General features: G+C 35.1%; 18 protein-coding genes and 4 tRNA genes. 9 read left to right on the top strand and 13 right to left on the bottom strand.

Annotation, left to right across the window (positions count from 1 at the left end; all coding sequences use genetic code 11):
• Positions 1-8: 8 nt before the first annotated feature.
• Together bamB and der are read left to right on the top strand one after the other, a co-directional pair.
• Positions 9-1,166: an outer membrane protein assembly factor BamB gene (gene bamB / locus AAHH40_RS06825; protein WP_342219922.1), complete on the top strand. Its 1,158-nt coding sequence runs from the start codon at positions 9-11 to the stop codon at positions 1,164-1,166.
• An 11-nt stretch (positions 1,167-1,177) separates the two neighbouring features.
• Positions 1,178-2,506: a ribosome biogenesis GTPase Der gene (der, locus tag AAHH40_RS06820; RefSeq protein WP_342219921.1), complete on the top strand. Its 1,329-nt coding sequence runs from the start codon at positions 1,178-1,180 to the stop codon at positions 2,504-2,506.
• Positions 2,507-2,522: 16 nt separating this feature from the next.
• Here the strand turns inward: der and AAHH40_RS06815 are convergent, their stop codons facing one another.
• Positions 2,523-3,323: a Dam family site-specific DNA-(adenine-N6)-methyltransferase gene (locus AAHH40_RS06815; RefSeq protein WP_342219920.1), complete on the bottom strand. Its 801-nt coding sequence runs from the start codon at positions 3,321-3,323 to the stop codon at positions 2,523-2,525.
• A 184-nt stretch (positions 3,324-3,507) separates the two neighbouring features.
• On the opposite strand from AAHH40_RS06815, the gene AAHH40_RS06810 reads away from it, so the two are divergent.
• A complete protein-coding gene (locus AAHH40_RS06810; protein ID WP_342219919.1) occupies positions 3,508-5,784 on the top strand; it encodes a hypothetical protein in 2,277 nt (758 codons plus the stop codon).
• Here AAHH40_RS06810 and AAHH40_RS06805 read toward each other — a convergent pair.
• From AAHH40_RS06805 to hisC, 3 genes are all read right to left on the bottom strand, one after another.
• Positions 5,774-6,559 carry a class I SAM-dependent methyltransferase gene (locus tag AAHH40_RS06805; protein WP_342219918.1) on the bottom strand — a complete coding sequence of 262 codons (786 nt, stop codon included), beginning with the start codon at positions 6,557-6,559 and terminating at the stop codon, positions 5,774-5,776. The genes AAHH40_RS06810 and AAHH40_RS06805 overlap by 11 nt on opposite strands.
• Entirely contained in the window at positions 6,556-7,113 is a 558-nt protein-coding gene (locus AAHH40_RS06800; protein ID WP_342219917.1) for a class I SAM-dependent methyltransferase, read from the bottom strand. The genes AAHH40_RS06805 and AAHH40_RS06800 overlap by 4 nt, the downstream gene beginning before the upstream one ends.
• Before the next feature lie 97 nt (positions 7,114-7,210).
• Positions 7,211-8,269 carry a histidinol-phosphate transaminase gene (gene hisC / locus AAHH40_RS06795; RefSeq protein ID WP_342219916.1) on the bottom strand — a complete coding sequence of 353 codons (1,059 nt, stop codon included), beginning with the start codon at positions 8,267-8,269 and terminating at the stop codon, positions 7,211-7,213.
• 54 nt (positions 8,270-8,323) lie between these two features.
• On the opposite strand from hisC, the gene AAHH40_RS06790 reads away from it, so the two are divergent.
• Positions 8,324-9,106 carry a type III pantothenate kinase gene (locus tag AAHH40_RS06790; RefSeq protein ID WP_342219915.1) on the top strand — a complete coding sequence of 261 codons (783 nt, stop codon included), beginning with the start codon at positions 8,324-8,326 and terminating at the stop codon, positions 9,104-9,106.
• Between the two features lie 32 nt (positions 9,107-9,138).
• Here the strand turns inward: AAHH40_RS06790 and AAHH40_RS06785 are convergent, their stop codons facing one another.
• A complete protein-coding gene (locus tag AAHH40_RS06785; RefSeq protein ID WP_342219914.1) occupies positions 9,139-9,879 on the bottom strand; it encodes a YdcF family protein in 741 nt (246 codons plus the stop codon).
• 187 nt (positions 9,880-10,066) lie between these two features.
• On the opposite strand from AAHH40_RS06785, the gene AAHH40_RS06780 reads away from it, so the two are divergent.
• The 3 genes from AAHH40_RS06780 to AAHH40_RS06770 all read left to right on the top strand — a co-directional run bounded on the left by AAHH40_RS06780 (position 10,067) and on the right by AAHH40_RS06770 (position 13,832).
• Positions 10,067-11,953, top strand: a complete 1,887-nt coding sequence (locus tag AAHH40_RS06780; protein ID WP_342219913.1) for an IucA/IucC family protein — start codon at positions 10,067-10,069, stop codon at positions 11,951-11,953.
• 2 nt (positions 11,954-11,955) lie between these two features.
• Positions 11,956-13,140, top strand: a complete 1,185-nt coding sequence (locus tag AAHH40_RS06775) for an MFS transporter (protein ID WP_342219912.1) — start codon at positions 11,956-11,958, stop codon at positions 13,138-13,140.
• Between the two features lie 254 nt (positions 13,141-13,394).
• Positions 13,395-13,832, top strand: a complete 438-nt coding sequence (locus tag AAHH40_RS06770) for a GtrA family protein (protein ID WP_342219911.1) — start codon at positions 13,395-13,397, stop codon at positions 13,830-13,832.
• 213 nt (positions 13,833-14,045) lie between these two features.
• Here AAHH40_RS06770 and AAHH40_RS06765 read toward each other — a convergent pair whose 3' ends face one another.
• Complete coding sequence (locus tag AAHH40_RS06765; RefSeq protein ID WP_342219910.1) at positions 14,046-14,198, bottom strand: hypothetical protein; 153 nt, start codon at positions 14,196-14,198, stop codon at positions 14,046-14,048.
• Between the two features lie 298 nt (positions 14,199-14,496).
• On the opposite strand from AAHH40_RS06765, the gene AAHH40_RS06760 reads away from it, so the two are divergent.
• Positions 14,497-15,909, top strand: a complete 1,413-nt coding sequence (locus tag AAHH40_RS06760; RefSeq protein ID WP_342219909.1) for a hypothetical protein — start codon at positions 14,497-14,499, stop codon at positions 15,907-15,909.
• A 24-nt stretch (positions 15,910-15,933) separates the two neighbouring features.
• Here AAHH40_RS06760 and AAHH40_RS06755 read toward each other — a convergent pair.
• The 4 genes from AAHH40_RS06755 to AAHH40_RS06740 form a co-directional block, all read right to left on the bottom strand.
• A tRNA-Lys gene (locus AAHH40_RS06755) sits at positions 15,934-16,009 on the bottom strand.
• Between the two features lie 5 nt (positions 16,010-16,014).
• Positions 16,015-16,090 (bottom strand) — tRNA-His (locus AAHH40_RS06750).
• A 28-nt stretch (positions 16,091-16,118) separates the two neighbouring features.
• Positions 16,119-16,195, bottom strand: a tRNA-Arg gene (locus AAHH40_RS06745).
• Between the two features lie 160 nt (positions 16,196-16,355).
• Positions 16,356-16,432: transfer RNA gene (locus AAHH40_RS06740), tRNA-Pro, on the bottom strand.
• Between the two features lie 316 nt (positions 16,433-16,748).
• On the opposite strand from AAHH40_RS06740, the gene AAHH40_RS06735 reads away from it, so the two are divergent.
• Positions 16,749-20,189, top strand: a complete 3,441-nt coding sequence (locus tag AAHH40_RS06735; RefSeq protein WP_342219907.1) for an acyl-[ACP]--phospholipid O-acyltransferase — start codon at positions 16,749-16,751, stop codon at positions 20,187-20,189.
• Positions 20,190-20,329: 140 nt separating this feature from the next.
• Here AAHH40_RS06735 and AAHH40_RS06730 read toward each other — a convergent pair whose 3' ends face one another.
• The 3 genes from AAHH40_RS06730 to AAHH40_RS06720 are packed head-to-tail and all read right to left on the bottom strand — an operon-like array spanning position 20,330 to position 23,013.
• The gene (locus AAHH40_RS06730) at positions 20,330-21,628 is read right to left on the bottom strand and encodes a replication-associated recombination protein A (RefSeq protein WP_342219906.1); all 1,299 of its coding nucleotides are present in this window, start codon (positions 21,626-21,628) and stop codon (positions 20,330-20,332) included.
• 57 nt (positions 21,629-21,685) lie between these two features.
• Positions 21,686-22,567: a 30S ribosomal protein S6--L-glutamate ligase gene (rimK, locus tag AAHH40_RS06725; RefSeq protein WP_339050218.1), complete on the bottom strand. Its 882-nt coding sequence runs from the start codon at positions 22,565-22,567 to the stop codon at positions 21,686-21,688.
• Complete coding sequence (locus AAHH40_RS06720; RefSeq protein ID WP_342219905.1) at positions 22,564-23,013, bottom strand: ATP-dependent zinc protease family protein; 450 nt, start codon at positions 23,011-23,013, stop codon at positions 22,564-22,566. Before AAHH40_RS06720 ends, rimK begins: the two co-directional genes overlap by 4 nt.
• Position 23,014: the final 1 nt, after the last annotated feature.

Here is a 23,014-nt window from a genome sequence, read left to right as displayed (position 1 = left end):
GAAATCTAATGAAGAAAATTTATGTCCCCAGTATTTTTATTTGCTTGTTATTTTTAACGGCTTGTGCTGGTTTAGGTGATGATAATACACCCATGCCAGCACCTTTGACTGCGTATCCTTTCCAATTTCAACCGGTATTGCTTTGGTCTGTAGCAACCGGTAGAGGTATGGGGGATGACTATTTACGGTTAAGTCCTGTTATTCAAGAAGACCAAGTTTTTGTGGCAAGTAAATCCGGTCTTGTAACTGCTTTAGAGTTAGCGCATGGCCATAAATTATGGCAAAAAAATATTAAGCAAATCATAACGAGTGGTCCAGCAGTTAGTTGCGGGAAAGTTATCGTTGTTACTAAGCAACCTCAAGCGATAGCTTTAGCGGCGGACACTGGAGATGTTTTGTGGCGAGTGCAATTACCTAACCAAGTATTAGCTCCTCCTGCTATCGGACAAGGTCAAATTATTTTTAAAACTGTAGATGGACAAGTATTAGCATTAGAATTACAAACCGGTGAGTCATTATGGTCTTATGAACATGGTTCACCACTGTTAATCCTAAGGCCGAGTAGTGCACCACAAATTGTGGGTAATAAGGTTGTAGTTGGTTTTTCTGATGGTAAATTAGCTGCATTGAATCTAAGGAATGGTAATTTACTATGGGAGCGAAATATTGCGTTTCCACAAGGTGTGACTGCCGCTGATCAATTAATTGATATAGCAGCTGATCCATTATTGTCGTGTGATGTAATTTATGTAGTTACTTATCAAGGTCAATTGGCTGCTGTTTCCTTACAATCCGGACGAATTTTATGGCAAAGAAATTTTTCAAGTTATTCAGGTCTTACTATAGGAAATAGCTTGTATATAACAGATACGGAAGGAGGAGTCTGGGCTTTTGATCGTGCTACAGGTGAATTACTTTGGCAGCAACACTTGTTAAGACATCGAGGTTTAACTGCGCCGGCTATTTTTGGCAATACTTTAATTATAGGTGACCGAGAAGGTTATATTCATTGGCTTGCTCAATCTGATGGGCGCCCTTTAGCGAGGGATCTTGTACATGATAATGCCAGTATTATAGCTAATCCAGTTGTGGATTATCCGCTAGTATGTATTCTTACCAGGGAAGGTGGTTTATCTGCTTGGACTCATACGACCTTACCTGTATGAGTAATTCCGCTTTGCCAAGTATTGTTCTTGTAGGTCGACCGAACGTAGGAAAGTCGAGTTTATTTAATTGCTTAACTAAAACTCGTCACGCCTTGGTTGCAGATATTCCCGGTTTAACCCGAGATCGGCTTTATGGCAAGGGAGTTGTGGGAAACCAACCTTATATTGTCGTAGATACCGGAGGGTTAACGGGTAGTAAAGAAAAAGATGTTGCTTTTCTAATGGAACAGCAAACCCAACGTGCCATCACTGAAGCTGATCATGTTTTATTTTTAGTTAATGGAAGGGAAGGGTTATCGGCCCTGGATCAGCAATTAGCACAACTTTTACGTCGGCTAAATAAGAAAATTACATTGGTGATTAATAAAAGTGAAGGCTTAGATCCGAATTTATTACAAAGTGAGTTTTCGTTATTAGGTTTTGATACGACATCGTTTTCAATTATTTCTGCAATTCATGGCCAAGGTATTCAAGGATTAATGGAAAAAGTATTAAATCATTTTCCTAAGAATGAAACCTTAATCACCGAACATCCATTGTCAGAAGAAGATGAAATTCCAAGAATAAAGGTATCTATTATAGGGAAACCGAACGTTGGCAAATCAACTTTGTTAAATAGAATTTTAGGTGAAGAGCGGGCTATCGTTTTTGATCAACCGGGCACTACTCGCGATAGTATTGCAAATGATGTTGAGTATCGTGGTAAATTATATACATTCATCGACACAGCAGGTATTCGTCGAAAATCAAAAACAGTCCAAGAGATAGAAAAATTTTCTGTAATTAAAAGTTTGCAGGCTATTGAAGCTAGTAATGTTGTTTTACTGATAATTGATGCGCAGGAAGGCATTAGTGAGCAAGATTTACATCTTTTAGGATTTATACTTGAAAGTGGTAGAGCGCTTATCATTGCTGTAAACAAATGGGATGGCTTGTCTAACGAACAAAGAGCGCAAGTCAAAAAAGATTTGGATAGACGTTTACAATTTGTACCATTTGCTAAACTCATCTTTATTTCGGCTCTTCATGGTACGGGTGTTGGCAATTTATTTGCACTGATTCAACAGGCATATCGATCTGCAACACAAAGTCTAACCACATCACGCTTAACTCGTTTATTAGAACAAGCGGTTAACGCACATCAACCACCATTGAGTCGTGGGCGAACAGTTAAATTGCGTTATGCCCATCCTGGCGGATATAATCCGCCAGTTATTCTTATCCATGGCCAACACGTTAGTTTTTTACCTGAATCTTATCGTCGATATCTTGAAAATTTTTATCGCAAGGCACTGAAAATTATTGGCAGTCCAATTCGTATAGAGTTTAGGGATAGGTAAGTTCGATATAATAATGCTAGGAGAAAATTGCTAGTAGTTCTTTGGCTTTTTTTCGTTCTGATCCTTTACTACTAATATTTCGCTGCACTATAAATGAAACAATAGTTGCATCTTTATAAATCTCGCGTGTAAATTCAGTATCATGATTGGAAATTATCACCTGAATCCCCTTTGCAGCCAGGTTTCTTGCAGCGTTTGCCAAGCATATTTGTTGTGAATGACTAAATCCTTCTGCTGTATAGTGAGTAAAATTTGCGGTTTTAGATAACCCAACATAAGGAGGATCGCAATATATTATATCTCCTTGTTTTACATACTCCAGAGTGGATAAAAAATCTCCATGGATAAATTCGGCTTTTCTTGCATGCACATAAAAGTATTGCATTTCTTTCTCAGGAAAATATGGAGTTTTATAGTAGCTAAAAGGAGTGTTAAATTCGCCTTTTTGATTAAAGCGAGCTAATCCATTGAAACAATGTTTATTTAAATATAACAATAATGCGGCTCTCTTGCGATATTCCTTACTATCATTAAATAAACGACGTAAGCGGTAGAATTCTTCTGCGGTATTATAGTTCTCATGGAAAAATAATCGACAATAATCAATAAAAAATTGACCTTCTTGTTGCAAATATTTATATAATTGAATCAAATCAAGATTGTTATCACCTAATAGATAAGCAGAGTAAGAAGTATTAAGAAAAACAGTAGCCGAACCTAAAAATGGTTCTATCAAGCGATCGGTTTTAGGTAAATAGGCTTTCAGTTTATCAAGAATTCGATGCTTATTTCCTGCCCATTTCAAAAAAGATTTCATATTAATCAAAGTGTAAACGAAATAGTCGATTAAAAAAAGTTTCAGATTTAATTATAAATGACAAAATTTATTTTAATTTTTTATTAAAATAAATAAATTTTTAATAAAGTAATATATACTAAAGATAAAAAAATATTTATAAACACTTATAATTGTCATCTGCCAAATTCCAAAAGGAGCTCTTATGGACGAAAAAGTTGCCATTGTAAAAAAAGAACCTGCTCAGGAAGTAGGAGCAACATCCGAATTTGGTGGAAATAACTCTAGTCATCCGCCAAGATTCGAAAGACAAAGAAGTGTATCCGGACCGAATTCACCAGGTGAAAAGTCGCTATTAAAAAAAAAACCAGATTGGATGCGGAGCCCTAAAACAAAAATTCCTGTTTTTAATAGTTGTCTCTGTTCTTTAGATGAGGTTGTTGCTACGCCTTCTTTTAATGTTAGTGTGATTGAAGGTGCTTGCGATAAAGATTTTAAATTTTTTGACGCTATTAATAATAGTAAATATGTGGCAGTCATCGATGGTGCACTGGCAATTCTTGGTTTGTTTGCCGTTTCGATAGGCGTTTATGTTATTAAATACTGTAAATTGCGTGAAATAGAACGAAATAGTCATTATTTTTATTTTAGCCGTATATTTAAAACAGTTTCAGAAGAAGAAATAAAAAATAAAATGGGCGAAATTGAGCAAGATGAACGTACTATCGGTCCAATCACTTACGAATATTTACAAGCAGTAGCCCATTTTTATCCTCCTGATATATCAAAAATTGCCTGCTGGAGACGTCGATTATTTGCTTCAGGAATGGAAGGGCAGCGTTTAAAAGCATTAAATAAATTTTTGAAAGAAAATCCAAAAATTCTAAAACAAGAAATACTTGACATGCTACATAAAAAAATCTTAGTCCAAGTTTGTCAATTAATAAATCCCGAAGGAAAAATAGAAAAATTTCAAATTAAAGGTAAAGAAAATAATTGGACTATCGGTTTAACAGATAAGTATGCCAAAATTTTTTTTAACCACATAGAAACTTTAATCAAGAAAAATTCATCAAAAATTTTAGAAAAAAATAAAAACAGAAAAAATAAAAATTTTATTCCGCCTATTTTGGCTGCTTTGGGACAGGCAAGTTTTATTTATTGGATTTTAATGTTTATTTTTTATTTTATCCCTATTGCCCCAGTGGTTACTGTTGCTGCGATTTCGGTTATCCCGTTAGGAATAGCCTTACTTGTTGCTTTGCCTTCGTTACTAATTTTTAAGATTATAAATACTTATCGGACATTTAATACGAATAAAGGCATGGAAGCGCATACTATAGAAACTCAACATAAACAGATGATTGAAAAGAAATTAGTTAAATTAAATAAACAAAAAATATTTTTAGACTGCATGAGAAATAAAAATGTTGAGTCGTCAGTAAGATTGAAAGATTCATCATTAATGAAGGATTTAAAAAAAGTAATTAAAAATCGACATTTCATTAAATACTATGCCATATGCATGGGTTTTCTTGATGGATGTTTTTTACCTTTGTTTGTGGGTTGGTTATTCCTAGATGGAACTAAAGTCATTCTCACTTATGCACTATGTCCTGCGGTAGTTCCATTTGCGAGTTTTACACCCATAGGTCTTATAGCAACTGCAATTATAGTCGGAGTAACTCTCTTAATTGGTGTAAGTTACGGTATTTATTCGGCGTATAAGGCGAATCAAGCCCACGAAGCTAAATTTGACGTCTTAAAATTTAAAATTGACGCATTGGAAAAAGAAGTACCCAATAAAGAAATATTAAACATGTCATTGCGGGACTATGATCGATTATTGCGTCGTTTCACCGATGAGTTACCCATTTGGACCAGCTGTAAGAAAGTTTTAAACCGATTCGTGGTTATTATCAAGCGCTTAGGCACTGGTAGTTTGGTTTTTCGGCTTGTTATGTGGGGACCTATAACGGCTGTATACGCTGCAGTCATAGCTTCAACTGCTGTGCCAGCCTTTTTCCCGATCATATTAATTATAGGTACAGCGATAGGAGCATTTGTTCTAGCATCTTTCTATTCATATGCTTACAATCTTGAAAGTAAAACGATCCGAGCAGGAAACATAGTGGAACATTTGGTACAAAGTGAGCAACTAACTTGGATAGATGAGCAGTTACCCATCCCAATATCTGAAAAATGTTTAAATTTACACGATTCAAGCTCTGAGCAAATATTTCTAACATCAGAAAATTTAGCTGAATCCGAAAACGATCAATGTATCAGCCCTGAATTTTCACAACAGAATGTTTCGACTGCAGTTCAGAGTACTAAAGTTGATGCCGAGACAATTCAAGCTGAAACTACCATGCAAAGAAATACTAGTAATGCAAGTAGTGGATTATTTAAAAATACTCAAGATAGGGGAACTGGCGACGAAAATATGGAGTGCTTAAGCACGGCTGTGTTTAGCTGTTAAGAAAATGAGTTAAATATACATCTAAGCGGAGTTGTTTACCGAATATACTATGATGGGGTTTTATTTCTGCTAAATAAGGGGATAACCTAGGTCTTTTTACTACGACGCGCTGTGTCGCATATTTGACGGCTAATTTTAATAAATTAGGCGCATCATTATCGTCACCAACAAGTTGTCGAAGAAGGCGCATTTCCTTTTTTACTAATGCAGATTTAGTGGAATGAGGATACATGGGATCGAGGTAAATAATTTCAGGATATGATCGTTTGCAGGCAGTTATTTGTTTTAAATAAATAGCTGCCTCGGTTTTTATTAGTTTAACTGATAAGGTTAAAAATTTTGGGTTATTTAAGGCGCGTTTTAAAGCGTCTTCCAATAAAAGAAAAATTATCGATGAACGTTCTAAAAGGGTGACGGAGCAACCTAGCTGAGCTAAAATAAAGCTATCGCATCCAAAACCTGCTGTTGCATCTAGAACTACAGGCTTAAAATTTGGTTTTAATCCAATCGCCCTGGCCAATAACTGTTTTTGATTTTGGATATAGCGTAATCGATAAGCTAGCTTTCCCTGAAGGAAATCGATTTTTAACGAGCCAAGTTCTTTTTTGACATCCTCTAGATATAAACCTGTCGAGCTTAAAGTTAAGACATAATCACAGTTTTCTTTTTCAAAATAATCTATATAAGGTAAGGAGTTTTTTTTTGCTAATTCCTGTGCTGTAGATAATAAAGAAATTTCACGGCTGGTTACTGCAATAGAAAGAAGGGTATTCATTCGTGACGAAATACATCAATACGAGCTGGGGGTAAATTTTGCCACACCCATTGTTGGCGGATTAATTTTAGCTGTGGAGAAGGGCATAAAGGTTTTCCCCATAAACTATAGGTATACTGAATATATAAACCTCCTTTTCTTAAAACATGATTAATCTCAGTACCAATTTTATTTACAATAGAAGGTGATAAGCTGCGTAAAGGTAAACTAGAAACGATAGCTTGTATAGGGGCAGAGGTAGATTGATTAATTAATTTATGTAACTGACGGGCATCTCCTTGGATAATTCTTAATTTAGGAAAACGTTGTGTTAAATGATTAGAGAGTTTTGCCGATCGTTCAATAACGATAAGTTGATGAAAAAGTTTTTTTTGATCTATCAGCGCAGCTGTAATAGCCCCTGTTCCGGCTCCCAGTTCAATTACTAACCCAGGCGGATTGGTGGATATTTGCTGAGTTAAACTATAAGCAAGCCTTCTCGAGCTAGGAAATAATGCCCCCACCATACTAGGATGCATGATGGCTTCGTAAAGAAACAGGGTAAGCGCCCTCATTATTTTTGTCCCGAAGTCTATTGTTATTTTAATTATCTAAAGCCTATTTTAAATGAAAAATACCTATCTAGATAGCACTAAGGGGCACTTATCCTAACTAGATGCTAGATTTAATTAATATTTTTTCCAATGTGTTCAAAAAGGATTGGTTCTGCTTATCTGTTCCGATAGAAACGCGTAAAAACCTAGATAAACTATAGTCATGCAAAGGTCTTACGGATATGCCATACAACAAAAGCTCTTGATAGATAGGCCAGCTCGGCGACTTCAAATCTAGGCAAATAAAGTTAGTATAAGATGGTAATACCTTCAATCCTAGATTTTGTAAGCCTTTGGAAAGTTGAAAATATCCTAGTCGATTAATCAAGCGGGCTGCATTAACATGCTTTTGATCTTTGAGACTAGCTTCTGCTGCGGCCAAGGCAACCGCGTTAACCCTGAAAGGTAAGGAGCTAAGATTTAACGAACTAGCTATTTCTAGCTCGCTAATGGCATACCCTAGCCTCAACCCTGCCAAACCATAAATTTTGGAAAAGGTCCTAAGAATGATTAAATTAGGAAACTGTTTTAACAACTGGGTGCTATCGGGATAGTCGTCGGTTTCAACGTATTCAGCATAGGCCTCGTCTAAAACTACGAATATTTTCTGGGGGAGATGTCTCAATAGATAGAGTAACTCTAATTTATTCATATAATTGCCAGTAGGGTTGTTAGGATTAACAATGAAAACTACTGTGGTCATGGGTTCAATAGCTTCTAGCAAACTTACAGCGGAGAGATATGAATGTGAATTTTTAGCTATTTTAACTGCTATATTTGCCTTTTTTAAGATTTTCGAAATTCCTGTAAAACAAAAATTTGGGATAACGGCAGAATTTAATGGCCCTAAAGTATTTTTGACAATGAGTTCTAATAAGCTTTCTGAGCCATTACCTAGTGTAATATTTTCAGGGAGAATACTTAAATGTGCAGATAAAGATTTCTTTAAAGAAAATCCATCGTTATCGGGGTATCGATGGCAATTAAGCATGGCCTGTTGACCCGCGGTTATTGCAAGAGGGCTAGCGCCAAGAGGGTTTTCATTTAGATCGAGTTTTATAATTTCGGCAGGTTTTTCTGCATTAAAACCAGAATTTTTCTTTGAAGAGATTGTCATTGGGCGGGCATTTTAAGTATAGTGTAATTGATTATTTATAACTTCAGGTCAATTATGTTGTTATGTTTGGATGTAGGTAATACACACATGCTATGTGGAGTATTCGCTAAAGAAAAGCTTATTCTACGTTTTCGTTACGCGACCCCTTTATTGGGAACAGCCGATCAATTCGGAATTTTTTTAATAAATATACTTAAGTATAATAAACTGGAACCTTTGGAAATTAAAGCGATTGCTATCTCATCCGTGGTTCCAAACTACGATTATACGTTGCGGCATAGTTTTTTCCAGTATTTTAAAGGTGCTGATTATTTTGTTTTACAGCCTGGCGTTAAAACTGGCTTAAATATCCGCTGTAAAAATCCAAATGAAGTAGGCGCCGACAGAATTGCGAATGCTATAGGCGCAATAGCTACTTTCCCCGAACAAGCATTGATTGTTGTTGATATGGGGACTGCTACGACCTTATGCGCTATTACCAAGGATCGAAATTATTTGGGTGGTGCTATTTTGCCAGGATTGCGACTTTGTATGGAAGCCTTAAAAAATAATACCGCTAAATTGATGGCTGTGGACATAGAAACACCTAGTAGTTATATGGGTAGGACAACGCGTGAAAGTATACAAAGCGGTCTTTATTATGGGCATTTCGGAGCGCTTAAAGAAATTATTTTAGGATTTAAAAACGAAGTTTTTCATGGTGAAGCTGTCAAAGTCATTGGTACAGGTGGCTTTGCGCAGCTTTATGAAGAAACCGGTTTATTCGATACACTAATCTCAGATTTGGTTTTACAAGGTTTGCGAAAGGCATATGAATATAGCCAAATAGAAAAATAATTAGTTAGGTAAATTTATTTTCTTAGTTGGAATTATTTTTTATTCCACCCCAAAAAATTATAAATATAAAAACGAAGTATTCCTATATATTCATGAATTGCAAAATCATTCATCGCAAAGTTGTAACCTAGTGGGAATTTAGAAATCGGGATAGTAATAAAATCTGCAGCGATAGGCTTGGGATAAAGGTTAAAAAAAGAAAAATATAAAAGTGCACGTTTAAGAGTTAACCCTGAATTAACTAGTAAAAGTTGCTTACTATATTGTTTCTTTAAAAGAGAACTTGAAAACTTAGCGTTTTGATAAGTATTTTTACTTTGAGTCTCCAATTGAATATCGTTTGAGTTGATCCCTAAAGATAATAAACTTTCTTGATAGGTTTTTGCTTCTGATTTTCCATTATTCAATGGGTCCCCGCCACTTATTAGAATATGACAGAGCGCATTAGCTTTTTTACATTCATGATAGATTATTGCAGTTTGTGCAATTCTTGAAAATGCCAATATGCTAGGCTTTATTCTATTAGAACTCGGATCTTTACTAGTGCCTGCACCTAATAAAATAATGGTGTTAGTTTTCTCCCAGTTGATAGGTTTAGATTGACTATAAGGTGATTGCAAATTGTGTAATAAATAAGCAGGAAAAAAGCCGTCACCTATAACGAGATAACTTACAATTACAACTGAACCGATTATCAAACTCGTTTTTTTATAATTAAGTAGACTTAATAAAATACATATTAGTAATAAGAGAAATATAAAAAATGTTGACATATTTAATTTTTACTTACCTTAAAATAATTTAAAGTATATATTAAAAGATAAAAAGCAAAAGAGTTCAATTGGAATTCTTGACTCAACTCTAAAACCATGAATAATAGCTACCTTACTATATATTATTGGGACATTTAGTAGTTAATTACTACTCAAATAATCTGATTTGGTTTCTAAGGAAAGAATTATGCATGTGATAGACAGGATATCCGCTCAAGAAACAAACTTCAGTGAGCAATATAAGCTTTATTCAAATACTTTTAATCTTTCAATCAATGAATGTATTTCCGAAGTCAATAAACATTCTCTAAAACAACTGTTATTGGCATTTTTACGTGAAGATATTTTACCCTATCATTACCAAAATGCTACGGTAATTTTTGACCTCCAACGCTCCAATTATTTTATGTACGTTACTAGAGTAAAACTATTTTCTTTATTAAGATTTACTCACTTTGACAGCTTAATTTTGAAACATAAGGCTACGTCCTTAAAACAAACTATTACCGATCCATTAAAATTGCTAGACATCGTCAAAAACGAACTGGAAAGTATTTTGAATATGGATCAATGGTTAAAATTTTATAAGGAAATAGCCAATCATTTACAAAATGCGTTGCTTTCTACTTGGAAGAAATACAGTGTAAATAAATTGATCGATCGAAGTAAAAAAAATTCTCATCATCAACTGAATAATTTATTAAAATCACCACAAATAACAGTTAATGGCTCATTGCAATTTGAACAGTCAGTTTTTAGCGGACATCCTTATCATCCTTGTGCAAAAACGAAGCTAGGTTTTACTATTGAAGATACTATTAATTATTCGCCTGAATTTCAATCTAAAGTTGGTATTTATATTGCAGCAGTAAAAAAACAATATGTCCATATAGAATCCATGCAACAAAATATAAATTTTACTGAATGGTTTAGTGAATGTTACCCAGTTGCATGGGCCAATTGGATAGAAGAATTAAAAAAAAATAATTTGGAAGTCAAGAATTATATTCCATTTCCGGTCCATCCTTGGCAAGTTTATTATTTTACATTCATATTACCCTTGTTTAAAGATTATATCGAAAATAAAATAATTGTTTTTTTTGATAAAGCCAAAATTATAGCAAGTCCCACTTTATCATTCCGTACACTTTTACCTATAGAAAATAGTAATTCGCCTTATATTAAATTGCCAGTCGCTGTGCAAGCTACGAGTATTGTAAGGACATTATCGCCCATATCAACAAAAAATATGCCAAGAATTAGCAATATTTTGAAAAAAATTTTGATAACCGAGAACTACTTCTCTAGCCGGTTGGGATTATTACCAGAGTCTTATGGTTTACATTTAAAGGAACTAAATGTAGATGAGGCAAAGCATTTTACTGCTATTTTTCGAGAGAATATCACACAGCATCTTAATGATAATGAAGTGGCTATCGTCGTAGCCGCTTTTTTTGAAAAATCCTCATTGAGCGAAACCAATTTATTTATTGAAATAATGCAATTATCAGGTTGTTTAACATATCAAGATGCATTAGGTTACTTTCTTCATTATACAGATTTGGTATTGGGTAGCTATTTAGATCTTTTTTTACTGTATGGCATTGCTCTAGAGGGGCATCAGCAAAACACTTTGGCGATTCTTAGAGATGGAAAAATTAAAAGGTTTATAGCTAGAGATTTTGATGGGATAGAAATGCATGACGAAAGTTTGCAATCAATGGGAATTAATTTGGATCTAACTGAAAATTCTCCTTATTTACAAAAAAATAAAGAAACGGTAAGAAACCAGCTTCTATATACTGTTTACCAGTTACATTTAGGTGAAATAGTATTACTTCTAGCGAATTATTTTAATTGTGAAGAAAAGCCTTTTTGGAAAATTGTTAGAGAAGTGACAGAACAAAGGTTTTATGCATTAAAAAATCGAATGTGTCCAATTACTTGGAAAAAAGAGTTTAATACGATTCTAAATTCCCATTGGCCAATAAAAGCATTGCTTCGTATGAGATTAGAAAAAAATTACTTACGTGATGGTTTATTTTCGCAGATAGTGAATCCTCTAAGCGTTTAATCATGAAGCTTGCTGCATCAGATTCTTCTTGGGGTCAGCAGACACGTTATATAATGCTTAGCCAGCTAATTATTATTGCTATGCTTGATATGAGTGATCCCTATTGGCCATTAATTTTATCTTCATACTATTCTTTTGACGCTAACATATTACAATATTGGACAGGAGCTATTTATATGGCTCCAATGCTTACAACAATTTTTACCACGTTATTATGGACTAAAATAGGTGAATATAGCGGCTATAAAAAAATGATACTACGTGCAGGATTTGCATTGGCCATTACCCAATGGGCATTAATTTTTTTCAAAAATCCATGGTGGATCCTATTGATTAGGTTGTTACAAGGGGCTCTGGCAGGTTTTACGGCAGCTGCGCAAGCATGGTCATTGAAAATTACCCCTATCAACGCACACAGTCAGATAGTCGGTCGTTTACAATCAGCTACAGCATTGGGCAGCATTGTAGGACCCATATGCGGGGGATTTTTAGCTAATTATTACGGATATCTATCTATTTTTATGACTTCAGGTTTTGTTTGTGCCCTAGTTTCAGTTTTATTAGGTAAGTTTTTAATTGAAAATCCATTTCACAAAGAAAATATAACAAATAAAATTAAAAAGATAAAAACAATTTATCCTGGTGAAAATTTTTTACTTTTTCTAATTTGTTTTACTCAAGCTGCGCGATGGATGTCGACGCCTTTTTTTTCTTTGTATGTCGTTGAGCAATTGCATTCGGGTAATATAACAATAGGGATCATTTATGCATTAATGGCTTTGACGATGTCATTAACTACCCCTAATCTTGGTCGAGTCATTGATAGACAGAATAATCGTTTAGTTTGGGGAAAGAGAATTTTAATTATAGCATTGTTGGTAAGTGGCTTAGTCTATTGTGGCTATGCTTTTGTTACCAAAGCTTATTTGGCGTTTATACTAAGTTTATTTCTGGGAATAAGTCTGGGCGCTATTTCTTTGATACTTTTTACGTTTTTGTTAAAAGGGATCAAAAATGACAGACGCTCACAAATAGTGGGTTTGGGTAATACTTCATTAAAGCTAGGAAATTTATTGGGTATCATGATTGGTTCTACAGTCCAAGCAGAGGGTCGCTTTATGATAAGTTTTATCTTTATCGGTTTTTTTTATTTTTTCTTGGCTATTCTATCTTTGCGCTATAATTGAGGAGATTATACTCTGACGGCCAAGCAAGTTATACTACAAACTAAGAGTTTCCAGTCTATTCGAACGATTTTGTGGCTACAGGATTAAGTGTCGCAGCTGAAACCGATAGGTTAATTTATCCTAGCCCCCTTTACGAGATGCTTGATTTGCTAAGGAAAAAAATTATTTTGTAATTAATGATAAAATTTATCCTAAACTAGGAAGATTGTATAAAGCTATAAACTTAGGTTAACAGGGAAAATAATTTATTTATTATGTCGGGAAAATGCGTTTTTTTTATTCTTACGAGTCATAACACCTTTATGAAAGCTATCACAAAACAATTCTCACGTTTTTTCATAGTAGGTGCTCTATCAGCATTGATTCAATTTTCAATTTTAATAAGTTTTGTTGAATTTCTCTTTATAAAACCTATTTGTGCTTCTACTATTGGTTATATTGCTGGGGCTTTGGTTAATTATACTTTAAATCATTACTTTACTTTTAAAAGTAGTTTATCGCATAAAAAATCTTTAGTAAGGTTTACACTGAATTCTATGTTTGGACTTTTTCTTAATTTCTTATTAATGAAAATTTTTCTAATCTATTATACCTATATAATAAGTCAAATTTTAGCTTCAGGCGTAATTTTGTTTTGGAATTTCTTGGTACATCGATACTGGACCTTCGGTTCTAATAAACATTCCATATGAAAGAAAGTATGTCTTTATCTATATTTTTTATCGAGCAACTCCGCAAGAGGTTATCCTTTTTTAATGGTGATTATTTTATTTTTAGGTAGTATACAATTATTTACCTTAGGCATTATTGGTGAATATTTGAGGAGAACCTTTAATGAGATAAAAAAAAGACCGCTTTATTTTGTTAAGAATTACTTTCCAAATGATTTTGATGTCTGAAAATAACTATTTTTTTTTGCTTTTTCTGGTTTTTTTTCGTGCCATGCTATAAGCAATAGCAACTGCTTGCTTCTGAGGTTTTCCTGCTTTAATCTCTTGTTTCACATTAGCTGAAAATCCTTTAGAAGTTTTGGCGGCTTTTCCTTTAACAAGAGGCATACAAATCTCCTTAGATAGAATTAATACTTTTTTCAGTTTAGTCAAAAAAAATAACGAAACAAGTTATAAGGACTTATCGAGCAAATTAACGTAATTTATTTTTAAAGGTAAAAAATTGTGCTCAGTGATAGCATTCACAGAATATTGTGCATGTTGCCATTTAATAAGAAATATTTTCTGGACCAGGATCCTCGCGTATTTACTGGGATTGCAGGTAATCTGAGCACAAGGTGGTGGTACGATAATTAAAATATTAGATTAGGGGATCATAGTTTTTTTTAAAAAAAGGATATAAATCATGCGGCAAACAACCTTAAGTATAACCAAAAAAACTCTTACCATAAACCTGGTTTCTGATAAAGAATCTATCCTTTCTAATTCCTTAGAAGAGAACGCTGTAGAGGAGGGGTCTCGAAGACTAGGACGTTTGAAAAGCGAAAACTATACTATTGAGATGCGTGAATTTATGCTTGAAAAATATGGTTTTCTGAATTTTGCCCACAATTTTTGGGTACTTTACGATAATAGAGGATATATTGTCAGTGAAATACATGGTTTAAAAACAGATAGGAAAACCAATAAACCGACACATAAGGGTTGGTGGGTCAATCGCATACAAACTTGGATATATCCACTTGATAAGCAAAGCCCTATAAAACCTAATAATTTCGGTTTCTCAGGATTGTATCGTTTAGATCAACATTCACGGACATATCTGGTTGCACCGAGAGAAGAAATTTATACCCATTGGTATAAAGCATTAAATGCTTCGGCTAAAATTACGAAATTGGATATTGATTACTGGGCTTTACTATTTTTTTGCAAGGGAGGAAACAGCAACAGTGTAGCAAGGACCTTAGCAGATATCATGGGGTTTCCCTATTCACATATTACTTATTTGGCTCCAGGTAGTGAGAAAAATTTATTGATTGGACATTGTGATTGGGAAGTAAGTAAGCAGCGTAATATCTTGCAGAATACTAATACAAATAACTCCAGCAAAGACAATAACTCTGCAATGCAGCTGGGTCGGTGCGTACTTGAAGCCAAACAAGGCCAAGCTTATGTATTTGATCTTGATCAATTTAATGCCCAACTTATGCTATTTCAAGTCATAGTGAACGAAGGGAAAAAACTTTACGGCTGGTTACAAAATTTTTTTGTAAAAAGAACTCGAGAGACTTTATCATCTCAGAGAATTCCACAAGTTGTTTTTATTACAACAGAACAAAAAGCAATATGGAAAGAATTACTTGTTTGTATAGAGACGCAGCTAGCTCATCTGAATAGTATGAGCAAAAGAAAAGACGAATTACGCTGGGTTTGGCATATTCTAGAGGATAGAAAAGAGGAGCTTGAACATTTAAGCCGAGAATCTCAGATAAATTTAGAAGAGGTGAATAGTTTCACAGAAAATTTACAGGCTTTGCAAGCAGAGCTCGAAGTGATGATGAGCGTGGTTTCAACTGCTCAGAGGCATGTTAAAGGAAGCTTAAGACGAGAAGCGGGGAATACGTCTATTATTTTAGACTCCGTAGATCCCCTGCAACTATTATCTACACATGAAAATAATACTCGCGCTAAAGTTATGCCTATATCCCAAGTCATTAGTCGGGGGTTTTTTAGCATTGTAGAGCAATCTGCACATAGGTCCACACTATCAGCACTTGCAACCAATAGTTCTATGAGCGCGAGTGCTAAAGTTGTATAAATATTTGATTTTAAGGAGAAATTTTGGTGGGCCGTGATGGGATCGAACCATCGACCAATAGATTAAGAGTCTACTGCTCTACCAGCTGAGCTAACGGCCCAAAAATGGGGTGAACGATGGGGATCGAACCCACGACAACCGGAATCACAATCCGGGGCTCTACCAACTGAGCTACGTCCACCATTAAACATAAGAGCGCAATTATGAATTGGTGCGCCTGGCAGGACTCGAACCTGCTACCCTCGGCTTAGAAGGCCGATGCTCTATCCAGATGAGCTACAGGCGCTATTCCTGAAAAATTACCATCTTAATAAAAGTTTAAATAACAGGGTTCATATCCTGATCAAAAGTTAATTTTTATCTAAATTAATATACCTTTGGATGTTAAGATCAAAAATTATACAATATACTTTACTAGTTAATGAGTAAAACTAAGTATAAATAATTGGTCGGGGTAGAGGGATTCGAACCCCCGACATCCTGCTCCCAAAGCAGGCGCGCTACCAGACTGCGCTATACCCCGTATTCTACCAAACTTATGTTAAGCGTTGGCATGTTAAGCCGCTTTATGCGCAAAAAACTTGTGCCAACTGCGGGTAAGGATAATACCTGCGCAATCAATTAATATCAACTGGTCTATTCATTACAGTTAAGTCTTGCACCCTATAATTTTTTAAGCTATTTATTCAGTTTTTTCCTTAATCTCATTTAATTTTACTAACCTGGCTTGAAATTCTTGTCAGAATTTATAAAAATAGGTTTAAAAGCAAGCAATTTTCGTATGTTATACTGGTAAAATTTTTTAAATGGGGCGTTTGCTCGGCCTCATGAGAGGGTTTATGCCCGTATTTACGCAGTTTTCTTTGCTAAAAAATCGACGATTTGTGCCCTTATTGTTAGTTCAATTCTTGGGGGCATTTAATGATAATGTCTTTAAAAATGCATTAATTATCTTAATTACTTATCAACTCATCACACAATCCCTATTGTTGCAGCAGCTTTCAGTTACTCTAGCGGCTGGATTGTTTATTTTACCTTTTTTTCTTTTCTCAGCATTCGCAGGACAGTTAGCCGATAAGCTAAGTCGAAGATATTTGACGATTATTATCAAAGGCTTCGAATGTACTTTTATGTTACTGGCAAGCTTAGGTTTTTACCTCCATTCAGTAAGTTTATTGATGTTAGTTTTATTTTTTATGGGGATACATTCGAGTTTTTTTGGCCCCATTAAATACGCTATTTTACCGGATTTATTGGAAAAGAATGAATTAATTGCAGGTAACGCATTAGTTGAAGCAAGTACATTTATTGCTATTTTGATAGGAACTATATTAGGCGGCTTATTAATAGCTAATCATACGGATTTAAGATGGATTTCAACCATAATAATTTCTATTGCGGGCTTGGGATTATTCGCTAGTTTTTATATTCCGGCAACCACTAAAGCAAATCCAAATTTAAAATTGAATTTAAATTTTATTCAATCATCAATAAACATTATTCAACAAGTAAGAACTGAAAAAAAGGTTTTTTTAGCGATACTCGCTATTTCTTGGTTTTGGATAATAGGCTCTACTTTTTTAACGCAATTTCCTAGTTTTACTAAGAATATTTTGCATGCAGATGCGAGTGTGGTGACACTTTTTTTAGCTATTTTTACAGTAGGTGTTGCTTGTGGTTCATTGGTTTGTAATCGATTATTAAAACATAGAATAAGTATGAAATGGATACCCGTTAGCCTTTGGTTGATGAGTATTTTTATGATTGATCTTTATTTTGCGTCCAATCATTCTATCTATAATCCACAAGAACTAATTAATTTCTCTGGCTTTTTTAATTCCTTACTACATTGGCGAATTTGTATAGACTTGTTAGGTTTATCAGTGAGTGGGGGGATGTATGCAGTGCCTCTTTATGCCTTAATTCAAACTGATACTGCTACCGAACATCGTGCGCGTACAATAGGCGCGACAAACATTATTAATTCTTTTTTTATAGTTCTCTCCAGTATCATTATTGTTTTTTTACTTAAAGTTGATTTAAGTGTTGCGCAGATTTTTTTACTATTGGGGGTTATTAATACAGGATTGGCCATATATGCCACACGATTAATACCACAAGGATTGATTAAACCAATTTTACGAAAAATATTGAGATGTCTATATGATGTGAAGTTAAATGGTTTTGAGAATTATAAAGAGGCAGGTGAAAGTGTAGTTATTATAGCGAACCATACTTCTTTTCTAGATGTGGTACTCCTTTATGCATTTTTACCCGATGAGCTTTTATTCGCGATTAATAGTTTTACATCACGTATTTGGTGGATACGACCTTTTTTATATTTTTCTAAAGTTTTTGAGTTAGATCCTTTGAATCCTTTAGCTATCAAGACTTTAATTAAGGAGGTAAAAAAAGGACAAAAATGTGTAATTTTTCCTGAAGGAAGAATTACCACCACCGGTGCGTTGATGAAGCTTTATGAAGGGCCGGGGTTAATAGCGGATCATGCAAAAGTTAATTTACTGCCTATTCGTTTACAAGGTGCGCAATATACTCCTTTCTCCCGCTTACGTGGAAAAGTCCAAATACGTTGGTTTCCTAAAATTTACATTTCAATTTTACCACCTAGAAAATTTATTGTTGATCCTACTATGAGTAGTCGTAAAAGGAGACAACTCATTAGTAATCAGCTTTATGACATGATGGTGGAGATGTTATTTAGAAGCACAGATTATAATAAAACCTTATTTCAATCTTTATTAGAAGCGAAATCAATTCATAAGGGTCCTACAAAAATATTAGAAGATATTGCCCGAGTGCCCATTAACTATAATCAATTAATAACTCGTTGTTTTATTTTAGGTCCTTACATTTGTCGTTATACTAAGTATCAGGAAGCAGTAGGACTTTTGTTGCCTAACACGGTGACTGCAGTCGTTAATTTTTTTGCTTTACAAGCCTATGGTAGAGTACCTGCGTTATTAAATTACACAGCGGGTTTTGCGCAAATAGAATCAGCCTGTAGGATTGCTCAGGTTCATAGCATATTCACCTCCAGAAAATTTATTGAAGTAGGTAATCTATTTGATCTTGTTAACCGATTGAATGAAAAATCTATTCGAATTATTTATTTAGAAGATATAAAAGAAGAAATTACTTGGAAAGACAAACTTCGTGCGAGTTTACTAAGCCGATTTCCCCAGTATTATTATTATAAAAAATTAAAAAAAGGTACTAACCCACAAGATCCAGCAGTTATTTTATTTACCTCCGGGTCAGAGGGTGAGCCTAAAGGAGTGGTTCTCAGTCATAAAAATATACAGGCAAATCTTGCCCAAGTGACTACACAGGTCGATTTTAATCAGCGAGATATTTTCTTTAGTTCATTACCATTTTTTCATGCGTTTGGATTAACTGCATGCATCATCTTACCCATCTATCATGGAATAAAAACCTTTATTTATCCATCTCCTTTACATTATCGTAAAGTTCCTAATATGATTTATGAATGTAATGCCACTATCATGTTTGGAGCAGATACTTTTTTAGCCGGCTATGGTCGTTATGCCCATCCCTATGATTTTTATAGCATTCGTTATGTTTTTGCCGGTGCAGAAAAATTAAAAGAAAAAACACGCAAACTATGGATGGAAAAATTTGGAATTCGTATTTTTGAAGGTTATGGTGTGACAGAAGCCTCTCCAGTTATTAGTGTGAATACACCGATGCAAAATAAACCAGGTACCGTAGGTAATTTCTTACCGGGTATCCGCTATGAGATTGAACCTGTTCCTGAAATTAAGCAGGGAGGACGTTTATTGATATCAGGCCCTAATGTAATGTTAGGTTACTTAAGCAAAGAACAAATTGGTGAAATTATCCCTCCCAGCCATGGTTGGTATGATACGGGAGATATTGTGGAGGTGGATGACGAAGGATATCTATCTATAAAAGATAGGGCGAAACGCTTTGCAAAAATTAGTGGTGAAATGGTTTCTTTAACAGCAATAGAGAATATAATTTATGACTTATGGCCTGATAAACACCATGCAATATTAAGTGTTCCCGATGCGAAAAAAGGGGAACAACTTGTTTTAGTTACAGATTATAAATTGGCAACTCGAGCTATTCTTATTAAAGCATTCAAAGAAAAGGGATTTTCTGAATTAAGTTTACCGCGAAGATTATATTTTATTGATAGTATGCCATTATTAGGTAGTGGTAAGGTAAATTACATGGCCGTTAAAACTTGGCTAGAAGAGCAGCATAACCCTGCGTGATAGACTTGATTTCTGTGTTAAATGTTAGTCTACGGTCCTCATTAGCTCATGTAAACTCCGGTCCTCGACTATCGTTTGCCTCGAACTCAAGCCCATCACTGGGTTATGCAATGGGTCTAATCATAAATTAAAAATATTTTTTATATTTTTTCTGATTTTTTTAAACATGCAAGTTTTTCTGCAATTTTAAGTTCCAAACCGCGAGGAACAGGAAAATAATATTGCCGATCCTTTAATTCTTCAGGAAAGTAGTGTTCTCCATCGGCATAAGCGTTAGGTTCATCATGGGCGTAACGATAGTTTTTTCCATAATCTAATTTACGCATTAATTGGGTTGGGGCATTACGCAAATGTAGGGGGACTTCTAACGTACCTTTTTCTTGAGCATCTTTCATAGCCGCATTAAATGCGGTATAAACGGCATTACTTTTTGCAGTACAGGACAAATAAACTATGGCCTGAGCTAAAGCAAGTTCTCCTTCAGGGCTACCTAAACGTTCTTGTACTTCCCATGCTCCTAAGGCTAGTTGTAAACCCCGTGGATCAGCGTTGCCGATATCTTCGCTTGCCATACGGAGTATACGCCGAGCAATATATAAAGGATCGCAGCCACCATCGAGCATACGTGCAAGCCAGTATAGTGCAGCATCAGGATCCGATCCGCGCACCGACTTATGTAAAGCAGAAATTTGATCATGAAAAATCTCGCCACCTTTATCAAAACGACGTAGATTGGTTTGAGTAACTACCTTTAAGATATTCTCGTCTATAAGGTTATTTTCTGATAAGTCTGCTGCAATTTCCAGAAGATTTAAAACCTGACGTGCATCCCCATCAGCAATTTGTGCTAATTGCTTTTTTACAGAAGTTTCCATCCTTAAATTTCTTTCACCTAATCCATTTTCAACATTACTTAAAGCGCGATCAATGATCTGAATAATTTCTTCTGTATTTAATTTTTTTAGTACATATACTCGAGTTCGTGAGAGTAAGGCGTTATTTATTTCAAAAGAGGGGTTTTCTGTCGTAGCGCCAATTAATATGAAGAGTCCGGATTCAACAAAAGGTAAAAGTGAATCTTGTTGAGATTTATTGAAGCGATGAATTTCATCTATAAAACAGATAGTCTTTTTGAGTGATTTCGGATCGAGTTGAGCTTTCGTATCCTCAGCAAGTTTTCTTATTTCTTTAACCCCGGATTGTAATGCGGATAAAGATACAAATCTGGCTTGAATATGATTTGCTATTAAAGAAGCTAAAGTTGTTTTCCCTGTTCCAGGAGGTCCCCACAGGATCATCGAATGTAATTGGCCGTTTAATATGGCTAGGCGCAAAGTTTTTCGGGGCCCCAATAAGTGAGTTTGGCCAAAAAACTCATCTATATGCTGAGGGCGTAAGCGCGTTGCCAAGGGTGAAAAAGGATATGCATTGGTTGTCATACTTTAATTTATACGATGACAACATTCTAGAGTCAACTATGCTCTTCGCATTAATGATTAATGCTTATTGGATCTTTTCTCGATAGATTTAATAATGATTTCAGCAACATTTTTTTGTGTGGCTTTTTCTATTCCCTCTAATCCAGGAGACGAATTCACTTCCATTACCAAAGGGCCTCTATTGGAGCGTAATAAGTCAACTCCAGCAATATTTAGACCAATAACTTTAGCAGCTCGAACCGCCGTTGCCCGTTCTTCGGCGGTTAATTTAGCAAGTCGGACGGTCCCTCCACGATGGATATTAGAGCGAAACTCCCCTAGTTTTGCTTGTCGTTCCATAGCAGCAATGACTTTGCCATTGACTACGAAGCAACGAATATCCGCAGCTTTAGCTTCTTTGATGTATTCTTGAACCATAATATGGGCTTGTAAATCTAAAAAAGCCTCAATAACACTAATCGCCGCCTGCTGAGTCTCTGCTAATACTACCCCAATACCTTGTGTGCCTTCTAAAATTTTGATGACTAAAGGTGGGCCACCCACCATGCTAATTAGATCTTGAATGTCATCAGGAGAATAAGCAAATCCGGTAATAGGTAAACCCACTCCTTTTCGAGATAAAATTTGTAGAGAACGGAGTTTATCTTGAGCTCTGGTAATAGAAATTGAGTTATTAGCAACAAATATACCCATCATTTCAAATTGTCTGACCAATGCGGCGCCATAAAAGGTGATCGAAGCTCCAATTCTTGGAATAATTGCATCGAATTTATCAAGAATTTTTCCTTTGTAGTGTATATATGGGTTTTGTGTTGTGATGTTCATATAACATCGCAACGTATCTATAATTTTAACCTGATGTCCTCTTTTCTTAGCTTCTTCTTCTAAACGGCGCGTAGAGTAGAGTTTTGGACGACGAGACAAAATTGCAATTTTCATGGGATTATAGTTTTTTTACTGTATAAATAAGAATGTGTTGGATCAACGAGAAAACGTTGTTTTAAAGCAGTTCGGCCTAATAGCATTCTAAAACGCATATTATCTCGGCTAGTCAAAGTAATTTCGATTGGCCAGCATTGGGTGCCGAGAACGATGGAGGTTTGAATAACACATCGACTTTCCTTGTGACCACCAGAGTCAGTAATTTCACGTATGTCAATTAAGTCGGCAATGCATTTAATAGATTTTTCAGGGAAGCGTTTGGGTTGAGGGTGTATGATAAAACCTACTTGCTTTTGATGGGGAGTTTTTTCAATAATTTCTACACAACAAGCATGTAAAGCTGAGGTTCGTGCGCCGGTATCTACTTTGGTTTTCAAACGAGGAATACCCAATTCAGGTAGAGATACGAATTCTCTCCATCCAATTATGATTGAGGATGACATT

Origin of the sequence: Rickettsiella endosymbiont of Miltochrista miniata, from assembly GCF_964031245.1 — a bacterium.
In the GTDB taxonomy this organism is placed as follows: domain Bacteria; phylum Pseudomonadota; class Gammaproteobacteria; order Diplorickettsiales; family Diplorickettsiaceae; genus Aquirickettsiella.
The sequence above is the reverse complement of the archived record's forward strand: the minus strand, read 5'-3'. Positions and strand labels throughout refer to the sequence as shown.